The organism is Streptomyces sp. NPDC049687, assembly GCF_044465285.1.
Classification (GTDB): Bacteria; Actinomycetota; Actinomycetes; order Streptomycetales; family Streptomycetaceae; genus Streptomyces.
Genome location: NZ_JBITLN010000006.1, coordinates 159,840 through 170,751 on the forward strand (window position 1 = coordinate 159,840; position 10,912 = coordinate 170,751).

The 10,912-nt window shown below is 73.4% G+C and carries 9 protein-coding genes and 2 pseudogenes; 2 read left to right on the top strand and 9 right to left on the bottom strand.

The genetic code is table 11. From position 1 onward, the window contains the following. Position 1 precedes the first annotated feature (1 nt). The 3 genes from ACIBVL_RS20245 to ACIBVL_RS20255 are packed head-to-tail and all read right to left on the bottom strand — an operon-like array spanning position 2 to position 2,461. The gene (locus ACIBVL_RS20245; RefSeq protein ID WP_399098583.1) at positions 2–1,042 is read right to left on the bottom strand and encodes an ABC transporter ATP-binding protein; all 1,041 of its coding nucleotides are present in this window, start codon (positions 1,040–1,042) and stop codon (positions 2–4) included. After that, positions 1,039–2,082, bottom strand: coding sequence for an ABC transporter ATP-binding protein (locus tag ACIBVL_RS20250; protein WP_399098584.1), 1,044 nt, complete (start codon positions 2,080–2,082; stop codon positions 1,039–1,041). Before ACIBVL_RS20250 ends, ACIBVL_RS20245 begins: the two co-directional genes overlap by 4 nt. Further along, on the bottom strand, positions 2,075–2,461 hold the full coding sequence (locus tag ACIBVL_RS20255) for an ABC transporter permease (protein ID WP_399098867.1): 387 nt from the start codon (positions 2,459–2,461) through the stop codon (positions 2,075–2,077). The genes ACIBVL_RS20250 and ACIBVL_RS20255 overlap by 8 nt, the downstream gene beginning before the upstream one ends. Before the next feature lie 47 nt (positions 2,462–2,508). On the opposite strand from ACIBVL_RS20255, the pseudogene ACIBVL_RS20260 reads away from it, so the two are divergent. Together ACIBVL_RS20260 and ACIBVL_RS20265 are read left to right on the top strand one after the other, a co-directional pair. Beyond that, positions 2,509–2,928 (top strand): annotated as a pseudogene (locus tag ACIBVL_RS20260) (FadR/GntR family transcriptional regulator); the annotation flags it as partial. Positions 2,929–2,935: 7 nt separating this feature from the next. Next, a pseudogene (locus ACIBVL_RS20265) lies at positions 2,936–3,151 on the top strand (TetR family transcriptional regulator); the annotation flags it as partial. Between the two features lie 61 nt (positions 3,152–3,212). Here ACIBVL_RS20265 and ACIBVL_RS20270 read toward each other — a convergent pair. From ACIBVL_RS20270 to ACIBVL_RS20295, 6 genes are all read right to left on the bottom strand, one after another. Beyond that, complete coding sequence (locus tag ACIBVL_RS20270; RefSeq protein WP_399098585.1) at positions 3,213–5,048, bottom strand: glycoside hydrolase family 15 protein; 1,836 nt, start codon at positions 5,046–5,048, stop codon at positions 3,213–3,215. Between the two features lie 676 nt (positions 5,049–5,724). Beyond that, positions 5,725–5,946 (bottom strand): hypothetical protein, encoded by a 222-nt coding sequence (locus ACIBVL_RS20275; protein WP_399098586.1) that lies wholly within the window; start codon positions 5,944–5,946, stop codon positions 5,725–5,727. A 22-nt stretch (positions 5,947–5,968) separates the two neighbouring features. Continuing rightward, a complete protein-coding gene (locus ACIBVL_RS20280) occupies positions 5,969–7,207 on the bottom strand; it encodes a VWA-like domain-containing protein (protein ID WP_399098587.1) in 1,239 nt (412 codons plus the stop codon). Between the two features lie 74 nt (positions 7,208–7,281). Further along, entirely contained in the window at positions 7,282–8,514 is a 1,233-nt protein-coding gene (locus ACIBVL_RS20285) for an AAA family ATPase (protein ID WP_399098588.1), read from the bottom strand. Positions 8,515–8,575: 61 nt separating this feature from the next. After that, the gene (locus ACIBVL_RS20290) at positions 8,576–9,940 is read right to left on the bottom strand and encodes a hypothetical protein (protein WP_399098589.1); all 1,365 of its coding nucleotides are present in this window, start codon (positions 9,938–9,940) and stop codon (positions 8,576–8,578) included. A 364-nt stretch (positions 9,941–10,304) separates the two neighbouring features. After that, on the bottom strand, positions 10,305–10,844 hold the full coding sequence (locus ACIBVL_RS20295) for a DinB family protein (protein ID WP_399098590.1): 540 nt from the start codon (positions 10,842–10,844) through the stop codon (positions 10,305–10,307). Between the last annotated feature and the right edge of the window lie 68 nt (positions 10,845–10,912).

Genomic DNA, 10,912 nt, shown 5'->3' on the forward strand with positions numbered 1-10,912 from the left:
GTCAGACGGCCGCTCCGGTCAGCGGGTAGTGGCAGGCGGCCAGGCGCCCCGGGGCCGTCGGGACGAGCGGCGGCCGTTCCAGCGCGCAGCGCTCCCGCGCGTAAGGGCAACGGGTGTGAAAGGTGCATCCCGTGGGCTTGTCCGCCGGGCTGGGCACCTCGCCGGTGAGGACGACGCGTTCCCGGGCCGGTGACGTCGCGCTCCCGTCGTCGAGGTCCGGGACCGCGGAGAGCAGCGCCTGGGTGTAGGGGTGGGCGGGGGACTCGTACAGGGCCTCCGTGCCGGCGAGTTCGACGATCTCGCCCAGGTACATCACGGCGATCCGGTCCGAGACATGGCGGACCACGCCGAGGTCGTGGGCGACGAAGACGTAGGTGAGGGCGAACTCCTCCTGGAGGTCGGCGAACAGGTTCAGCACCTGGGCCTGGATGGACACGTCCAGCGCGGACACCGGCTCGTCGGCGACGATCAGCTTCGGGGCGGTGGCCAGGGCCCGGGCGATGCCGATGCGCTGACGCTGCCCGCCGGAGAACTCGTGCGGATAGCGGTCCAGATGCGCCGCCGCCAGGCCCACCACGTCGAACAGCTCGGCGACCCGACGCCGGACCGCCGCGGCCGTCCCGTAGCGGTGGACGAGCAGTGGCTCCGCCACGATGTCCCCGGCTCGGCGGCGGGGGTTGAGCGACGCCTGCGGATCCTGGAAGACCAGCTGCATCCCCGGACGGACGGGGCGCAGCCTGCGTGCCGACAGGGTGCTGATGTCCCGGCCGTCGAACTCCACCCGCCCGCCGCTGAGTTCGGTCAGCCGGACCAGACAGCGGCCGAGCGTGGACTTGCCGCAGCCCGACTCGCCCACCACACCCAGCGTTTCCCCTGCATGCACCTCCAGCGAGACGCCGTCCACCGCGCGCAGCACCCTGCGGCGCCGGGCGAGCCCGTCCGGGCGCAGCGGATAGTGCTTGGCGACGTCCGTGGCGCGCAGCAGCACCTCGCCGCGCGGGCCCGCCGTCTCGTCCACCGCCGTGAGGTCGTGCGTGGTCACGGTGCCACCTCCGCTTCCGTCTCCGAGTCCATGGCCGCCGTCCGTGCCGTCTCCCGCAGCGCCGCTCGGTCGTCAGGCGGCAGCCAGCAGGCGTCGCGGTGCCCGTCGTCACCGGGCCCCGGGGACAGGGCCGGCAACTCCTCGCACCGCCCGTGCCGCAGTCGGCAGCGCGGCGCGAACGCGCACCCGCGCGGCAGGTCGCCCGGCGACACGGGCACGCCCGCGATGGTCGGCAGCCGTCGCAGCCGGGGACCGCCCACCCGGGGCACCGAGTCGAGCAGCCCCCAGGTGTACGGGTGCCGCGGACGGTGGAACACCGCCCGGCGCGGTCCCTCCTCGGCGACCCGGCCGCCGTACATGACCAGGACCCGGGCGGCGATCTCGGAGACCACTCCCATGTCGTGCGTGATCAGGACCATGGCCGAGCCGCGTGCGTTGAGCTCCCGCATCAGGTCGAGGATCTGCGCCTGCACGGTCACGTCGAGGGCCGTGGTCGGTTCGTCGGCGATCAGCAGCGCCGGGGAGCAGGACAGGGCCATCGCGATCACGGCGCGCTGGCGCATGCCGCCGGAGAACTCGTGCGGGTAGGCCCTGGCCCGGGAGGCCGCGTCGGGGATGCCGACGTCGGAGAGCAGTCCCACGGCCCGGGCGTGCGCCTCCTTGCGGGACACCTGCTCGTGCGCCCGTATCTGCTCGGCGATCTGCCCGCCCACGGTGTGCACGGGTGTCAGCGCGGTCATCGGGTCCTGGAAGACCATGGCGATCTCCCGGCCCCGCACGGTCCGCATCTCCTTGTCGGGAAGAGCGAGCAAGTCCCGCCCCCGGAAGAGGACTTCGCCGGACACCGTCACGTTCGGGCTGGTCAGCAGGCGCAGTACCGCGAGCATCGACACGCTCTTGCCCGAGCCCGACTCGCCCACGACACCGAGGACTTCGCCGGGGGCGACCGAGAGGGAGAGTCCGTCGACGGCCGTGACCGTTCCGGTGCGGGTGCGGAACGACACTCGCAGGTCCCGTATGTCCAGCAGGGGTTCAGGCATGGCGGGCCCTCGGGTCGAGTCGCGCGTACAGGATGTCCACCAGGGCGTTGGCGAGGACCACGAAGAACGCGGCGTACAGGACGGTTCCCATGATCACGGGCAGGTCCAGGTTCTGCAGCGCGTCGAACGTGAGCTTGCCGATGCCGGGCAGGCCGAAGACCACCTCGGTCAGCAACGCGGCGCCGCCCACGAGCGCGCCGAAGTCCAGGCCGAACAACGACACGATCGGGATCAGCGAGCAGCGCAGGGCGTGCCGGACGAGGATGCGGCGCTCCGAGAGACCCTTGGCGCGGGCCGTGCGGACGTAGTCCTCGTTCAGGGCGGTGACGACCTCCCCGCGCAGCAGGCGCGCGTAGATCCCGGCGTACAGCAGGGCCAGGGTGAGCCAGGGGAAGCCGCTGGGAGGAGTTCGAGCAGCTCTTCGACCTACGGGGACTGGTGGAGGGCATGGTGGCCGCGACGGCGGCCCGGCGGCGGCGCCCCGGCGACCTCGAACCCATGCGGGACGCCCTGACCGCCTATCTGTCGGCGCGGACCCCGCGCGACGAACAGACCGCCGACAGCGCCTTCCACCAGGCCGTCTGCGCGGCCACGGGCAATCCGCAGATCGTCATGCTCAGCCGGGACCTGCTGGCCCGGATCAGCCTCGGCTTCCCGGTGGAGCCCTGGGGAAAGGGCGAGCGGACCCACTTCCACCGGGCCAGCCAGGACCACAAGGCCCTGTACGAGGCCATCGCGGCCGGTGAGCCCGAGCGAGCCGAGGAGATCGCCCGGGACCACTTCACGATCAGCGCCGACATGATCCGGGACGTTCTGGCCCGGGTCCGCGGCGTGGAGCCGTCCTGAGGCACGTGTCCACAGCCACTGCCGAGGCAAGCGCGAGATCATCGGCGCCGTAGCCCTCGAAGGAGCCGCCGAGATGGCCGCGGCGCCGCGGGCAGCGACTTCCGCCGTGGACGGCCCGCGCGCCCGGGTCCCCGCCCTCGCCCGTGCCTGCCTCGACCTCGCCGCACGCCACCCGGCGGTCCACGACGCCCTGGTGCAGCTCGACGGCGACCTGGCGTTCGCGAACCCCGCCCTCCGGGCAGACGGCGCTGCTCTGCGGACACCCCCTGGACGGTCGGGACAGCTCAGCCCAGCGCGCGGTCCAGGTTGAAGGCCGCGCTGATCAGCGCCAGATGGGTGAAGGCCTGGGGGAAGTTGCCCTGTTGTTCGCCGGTCTGGCTGATCTCCTCGGCGTACAGGCCGAGATGGTTGGCGTACGTCAGCATCTTCTCGAAGGCGAGCCGCGCCTCGTCGACCCGGCCGGCGTGCACCAGGGCCTCGACGTACCAGAACGAGCAGATGGAGAACGTGCCCTCGTCGCCGCGCAACCCGTCGGGGCTGGCCAGCGGGTCGTAGCGGTAGACGAGGGAGTCGGACACCAGATCGACGGTGAGCGCGTCGAGCGTGGACAGCCACTTGGGGTCGGTCGGCGCGATGAACTTGCTCAGCGGCATCATCAGCACCGCCGAGTCCAGCACGTCCCCGTCCTCGTGCTGCACGAAGGCCTGCCGGGTCTGCGACCAGCCCTTCCGGTGGATGCGCCGGTAGATCGCGTCCCGGCACTCCCGCCAGCGGGGCAGGTCGGCGGGCAGGCCGCGCCGGTGCGCCATGCGGATGGCCCGCTCGATCGCCACCCAGCACATCAGCCGCGAGTACAGGAAGTTCTTTCGGCCGCCCCGGGTCTCCCAGATGCCCTCGTCGGGCTGGTCCCAGTGGTCGCACACCCAGTCGACGAGCGCGCACACGTCGTCCCACTGGTCGCTGGAGATCGGCCGCGCCCACTTGTCGTAGAGGTAGATCGAGTCGATCAGCGCGCCGTAGATGTCGAGCTGGAGCTGATCCGCGGCGGCGTTGCCGACCCGTACCGGCGCCGAGCCCTGATGGCCCTCCAGATGGGTGAGTTCGGTCTCCGACAGATCGGTGCGCCCGTCGATGCCGTACATGATCTGCAGCGGCCCCGAGGGCTTTCCGTCGCCCGGGGTGATGTGCCGGGTCACGAACTCCATGAACGCCTCGGCCTCTCCGGTGAAGCCCAGCCGCAGCAGCGCGTAGACGCAGAAGGCGGCGTCCCGCACCCAGACATAGCGGTAGTCCCAGTTGCGCTCGCCGCCCAGCTGCTCGGGCAGGCTCGTGGTCGGCGCGGCGACGATCGCCCCGGTCGGCGCGTAGGTGAGCAGCTTCAGGGTGAGGGCGGAGCGGTGCACCCTCTCCCGCCAGCGGCCCCGGTACCGGGAGGCGGACAGCCAGCGCCGCCAGTACGCCACCGTCGTGGCGAACTGCTCCTCCGCCTCGGTCCGCGCGCACCGCCGAGGGGCCACCTCGCCGCCGACCTGGTCGAGGGCGAACACCGCCGACTCGCCCTCGGACAGCTTGAAGTCCGCGCACACGTCCGGCCCGTCGGTCTCCAGAGGCACCGTGGCGGTCAGGGAGAGGGACAACCCGTCGGACGCGAAGACGACCAGGTCACCCTCCCTGCGCAGGGTGTGCGGGCGGGCGCCGTAGTCGAAGCGCGGCGCCACCCGGGTACGGAACGGCAGCGAGCCGCGTGCGCACAGCACCCGGCGGATCAGCCGGTGGCGCTCGGCCTCGGTGGGCGCGTCCGTCACCGGCATGAAGTCCTGCACTTCGCCGACCCCGTCCTCGGTGAAGAAGCGGGTGATCAGGACGTTGGTGTCGGGGAAGTAGAACTGCTTGGTGCGCGCCGGGACCGCCGCCGACAGCTCGAAGCGGCCGCCACGCTCGGCGTCCAGGATCGAGGCGAAGACGCTGGGGGAGTCGAAGGCGGGACAGCAGTACCAGTCGATCGTGCCGTCCGTCCCCACCAGGGCCACACTGCGCAGGTCGCCGATGAGCCCGTGCTCGGCGATCGGCAGATAGCGGCCGCCCCCGTGCGCGTCCCGGTCGCCCGACGCTTCGGTCATCGCAGCCTCCCTGGCCCGGCCCGCCCTGGCGAGACCTCCAGCCTAGGCCGTGTGGTGAAAGTCCCGCCTGCCCGGCTCCGGGCGGACGGCGCTACTTTCACCACACGCCCTGGGCGGGATCGGTACCGGGGCCCCGCGCGGCTTCCATGCTGTGCCGCTGTGGCGTTCCCGTCCCGTTGGTGATCCCGGTCCGAGTCGTCCGTCCGCGCCGCCCCGGTGTCCGGGCCGCGCCGTGGGTCGATCGCGGCCGTGGACCTGACCCCGCCGTTGTCGTCGGTCCCACCCGTGATCCACCTGCCTTCCGGGTGACCGGGAATGACCTCGCCAGCGCGGCGTCCGTACCCGCGGGCCGGCCGGTCGCGCCGCCGCCGCACCGGACTTCACCGCGGAGGCGCGGACGCCCCGGACTTCCTGGTGGAAGTCGAGCGGATCAAGGCCTGGGAGGCGGCGCACGGGCCGCGGCCCGAGGGCGGCCGGGTGCTGTGCACCGGCTGGGACGCCCGCGCGCACTTCCGGGAGGCCTTCCTGGACGCGGACGAGAACAGCCCGCACACCCCCGTCCCCGGACTGCGCCCGCCGGGTGGCCCAGGAGTCACCGGTGACCGGCCTCGGAGCCGAGACGATGGGCACCGAGGCTCGAGGAGGCGTTCCGCGGACATGGAGAGGGACCCCCGCCTCACACCTCGTGCGGAGCGAAGAGCTCCAGATGCCCGCAGGCGCGGCAGCGGTGGGCGTCTATCTGGAAGCGGGGCAGCCCGAAGCGTTTGGCGTTGCCCAGCACACCCCGTCGCAGCGGCCCCGGGATCCAGCGCGCGTATCCCCGGGAGTGGTCACCCGAGTCCTCGACGAAACCCGGCTCCAGGTCGAAGCCCTGGCACTGTGAGCATCTGATCTCCATGCCCGCACTGTAGAAGGGGCGGCTAGCCGATCTCGACCACCCGGGCCCAGTCCGGCGGGGAGTCGGGCTCGTACTCGGGGTCGTCCTCGCGCCATGACGGCACCCCCTGCCGGGGGAAGAGGCCCACGACGGTACGGCACGGCGGGCGCGAGGCGGGCCACGGTGTCTGGCCGTCCGTCAGGACGACGACGACATCGGGCCCGGGGCGCGCCCGGACCGCCCGCGCGAAGCCCGTGCGCAGGTCCGTACCCCCACCGCCCAGCAGCGGAATGCCCTCGCCCCGGCACAGCGGGTGCACGATCCGGGCATCGGCGTCGCACGGCAGCACGGAGACCAGGTCACGACGGCCGCCCACGGCCCGGGAGATCGCGGCGACCTCGAGGATCGCGCTGCCCAGTTCGGCGTCACTGACCGACCCCGAGGTGTCGATGACGACCGAGACCCGGGGCGGTCTGCGCCGCAGGCTCGGCAGTACGACCCCGGGCACCCCGGCCGAGCGCCGCGACGGCCGGCCGTAGGAGTAGTCCTCTCCCGCCCCCGCACCGGAGGCGGCCGAGCGGATCGCCGCGCCCAGCAACGCCCGCCAGGGCTGCGGTGGATGGAACGCCTCCTCCGCCCACCGCCGCCACTGCTCCGGAGCGTGCCCCGGCCGGCCCTTGATGCCCTGCGCCACCCGGAAGCGGACCGCGTCCCGTTCCTGCTCGCTCAGTCCGTGCGCGCCGTCCGGTCCCAGCTCCCACTCCCGTTCCAGCCCGTCGGCGCCGCTGCCGCAGTCCAGCCAGGCCAGGTCCTGCGTGGCCAGCCCCAGGCTGAAGCCGCGCAGGTACTCCTCCATCAGCTTGCCCTCGGGCAGCCCCAGGGACTCCGGATCGACAGCGCCCTCGGGCCGGACGAGGCCGTCGCCGTACGCGTCGTCGTTGATCTCGCAGTCCGCCGCGATGTTCATCCGCAGCCGTTCCCCCGGACCGGTCAGACCACGCTCGCGGGCCACCCGGTCACTGCGCCCGTGATGATCGCGCAACAGGTGCGACACCTCGTGCACCCAGACCGCCGCCAGCTCCTCCACCGGCATCCGGTCCACGAACGCCGGTGAGACGTAGCACCGCCAGTACCGGTCGACGCCCATCGTCGGCACCCGCCGCGACTCCACGACGTGCAGGGCGAACAGCGCCGTCGCCAGGTAGGGCCGGGCCCGGGCGGCGTGCAGACGGGCGGAGAAGAGCTTGTCGCGGTCCAGGGGCGCCGGGATGTCCTGGGTCATCGGCCGCCCTCTCGCCGTGCCATCGCTCGTCATGCTTTCGCTCACCGTGCCTTCGCTCACCGTGCCTTCGCCCGTCATGCCTTCGCGGCGGCCGCCGCCCGGGCCGCCGCCCGGTCCGCGCGGCGGGACATCGAGACCACCCCGGCGAGCTCTTCGATCGACGCCGGTACGTCCCATTCCGCGCAGCGCAGCGCGGCGAGAGTCGTCGCGGGAACCACCACCAGGTCCGGCGCCCCGGTCTCCACCGCCCGCACCAGCAGCGCCCACGCCGCGTCCCAGCGGGCCTTGTCCGGGCGGGCACGCACCGCGGCCACCACCCCGTCGAGCACGGCCTGCCGCAGATCCCCGCGCTGCGGGAGCTCGGCGCCGGAGGGGTCGGCGAGCAGCACCTCGGGGTCCGGGAGGTCCAGCCGGTCCAGGCTCGCCAGCAGCTCAAGACCCGGACCATCCCCGACCGTGCCCCTGACCAGCGACGACAGCACCTCGCGGGAGGAGTCGGCCGCCGTCGCGAACGCGATCAGATGCAGGGTCATCTCCCAGCTGCGCGGCGACGGCCAGGCACCGCCGCGCCGGGTCTCGCTGCTGGGCAGCTGGTGGACGAGCTTGGGGCGGGCGGTGAGGAACGTGCACACGGCCCGCCGGGCGTACGCCACGGCCGGCGGGAGCTTCTCCGGGTCCAGCCGGGGCAGGGTGGCCCGCGGCCAGGTCCCGCCGAGACCGCGTACGACGACCTCGTGGTCGTGGGTCCACTGGAGGTGGACGAACCGGTTGGCCAGCGGCGGGCTCAGCTCCCAGCCATCGGCCGCCGAGGACCGGGGGTTGGCGGCGGCCACGATCCGCACGCCCGCAGGCAGCCGCAGAGCACCGATCCGCCGCTCCAGTACGAGGCGGAGCAGCGCGGCCTGCACGGCCGGCGGAGCGGTGGACAGCTCGTCCAGGAACAGCAGCCCCCGGCCGGCCCGCACCAGGCGCACCGCCCAGTCCGGAGGGGCCAGCGGGACGCCCTGCTCGGCGGGGTCGTCGCCGACGACGGGCAGCCCCGAGAAGTCGGACGGCTCGTGCACGCTGGCGATCACCGTGGTCAGCGGCAGGTCGAGGGCCTCGGCGAGCTGGGTCAGGGCCGCGGTCTTGCCGATCCCCGGCTCGCCCCACAGCAGCACGGGCAGATCGGCCGCCACGGCCAGCGTCAGGGCCTCCAGCTGGATGTCGGGGCGGGGTTCGGTGTCCGCGTCGCGCAGCAGGGTCAGCAGGTCGGCGGCGACGTCGAGTTGGGAGGCGTGGGCGGTGAAGGGGGTATCAGTGAGCATGTGTGATCACCTTTGGTCGGGGTGAGCCGGGTGAGGGAACGGAAAGGGAAGGGTTCCGGGGTCAGCGAAGGGCGGCGTCGCGGGGGTGCCCGCGCAGACGACGAGGCCGGCGGTCCTCGGGGCGGACGCGGGTGGGCCCGGGTCCCGCGAGACCCGACCGGAACAGCCCGTAGGTGGCCCGCCGCAGCGCGACCTCTTCCAGGGCGTCCCGCAGCGGACCGTCGCGCAGGAGCGCCTCGGGTCCCAGCAGGCCTTCGACCACGGCCAGCGCACCGCCGACGTCACCGTGGTTCAGGCGCTCGCGGACGCCGTCGAGGCAGTCGGGACGCCGGTGTGCCCGGTCGATCGCCTGGAGGCAGGGCAGCGGGGTGCCGGTCAGCGCGGCCAGCAGTTCCTCCCGCCGGATCTCGCCGGGGTCGTGGTCCAGCGGGGCCAGGACGCCGTCGACCAGCCCGATACGGTGCCGGGCGCCACGGCAGTCGACGAAACGCGCCCGTCCCGCCGGGTCCGCGTCCGCGGTCGCCGTGGGGCCGGCCGGTGACCAGCCCGCTACCAGGGCGGAGGCGACGAGCGGGTGCAGCCGGTCGGCGTCGATCGCGCCGGCGCGGAGCAGTTCCAGGTCGGGGAGCGTCCAGGTGGCCGCGTCGGGCAGGACCGGCAGTGCGGAGACACCACCGCCGGTGGGCGCCGCCGTGATCCTCGGTGCGGGCGGCCCGGCACCGTCGAGCTCCAGGGCCAGCCGACGCCGGCCCCCGAGCCGCACCATGACGGTGCCGTGGCCTCGGCCCTCGGCCTGGAGCAGGATCGCCGCCTCGGCCCCCCACCGGTCGACGGCACAGCCCCGCCCCGGCGGCACCGCCGCCGACAGCTCGGGCCGCACCCCGGGATCCGGGCCCGCGCCCGAGCGGAGCCGCAGCTCACCGGCCCGGCGCGCGTCCCACAGATGCCTGTGCAGATCGAGCCGGTACCGCCGGTTGGGGCAGGGATGCGGATGGTGCCGGGCCTCGGTTTCGGAGCGGGACCACAGGGCGAGGCTGAGCCGCTGCCCGGCGTCCGCCCAGGCCGGGGCGGTCCGCACCACGAGATGCACCGGGTGCCGGGCACCGTCGTACCGGGCCAGGGACAGGGTCAGTCCCGGCCGCAGCAGCCCGTCCGGTGCGATCCTCGGCAGGTGCCAGCGCAGCAGGTCGGGAGCGAGATGGCGAAGGTCTGCGCGGACCCGTGCCGCCAGTTCCCGCCCATGGGCGCGGGCGACGGAACGCGGAGTGAAGTCGACGTCGATGCCGGCGGCGGCACACGCTCCCGCCCAGTCCCCGGTCAGCCGGCGGGCGGTCGCGATCTCGATCATGGAGGGCGGCACCGCGAACTCGCGCACGCGCCGCCAGAAGGAAAGCCGGGAGTCCCCGTGCGCGATCAAGGTGAGCATCAGCACTCACCTTGCGCGGACGGGACCCCCAATCTGCGAGCAGAGTGAGTAGTCATCGCGAGGATCGTACGGATGATCGACTCGGCCCGCCAGGCATTTTCCGAGGGCGGCGTCCACCGTACGGCCCACCCCGCGCCGTCGGGGCCTCCGGGGCGTTGCGGCGACGTCCGATACGCCCGACTGCGGAGGCCGGCGCGGGCCTGGCGCCCCGGCGGCGCCGGGGCCCGTACCCGCGCGCGGAGCTCCCGTCATGACCGTGATCTGCGAGATCAACACCTCTGTCTGGCAGTCCTACGGCCGCGACGGCGACGAACTGACCAACCCGGGCCTGTTCGTCGCCCTGGAGCCCTGGCAGGCCTCGACGTCAGCCCATGCTCTTCGAGCCGTCCAGGGACTCACGGATGATGTCGGCGTGACCGGCGTGCTGGGCGGTCTCGGCGACGATGTGCAGCAGGACCCGGCGGGCCGACCAGCGCATGCCCGGCTCGTGCCACGGCGCCGACGGCAGCGCGTGGTCCGCGTCGAGGTCGGGCAGGGACGCGACCAGTTCGTCGGTCCCACGAGCCACCTCGGCGTAATCCCGCAGCACCCCGGCCAGCGTCTCGCCGGGCAGCATCCGGAACTCGGCGGCCCGCGCGGCCCAGTCCTCCTCGGTCATCTTGGTGAAGTCGGGCATCGCCGAAGGGCCCTCCAGGATGAAGGCCACCCAGTGCCGTTCGACGGAGGCGACGTGCTTGACCAGGCCGCCGAGACACAGCTCGCTGGCCGTCGTCCTCAGCCCGGCTTGCTCGTCGGTGAGGTCGCGGGTGGTGGAGCGCAGGAAGTGCCGCTGCTTGGCCAGTGCCTCCAGCAGGTCGGCGCGCTCGCCGGTGATGCTCTGGGTGAGGGTGGTGGACTCGCTCATGGTTCTCTTCCTCCGTGCGTCCTGTTCCTGCGGTCGAGAACCACACTAGGATCCATAGAGGTCAGATC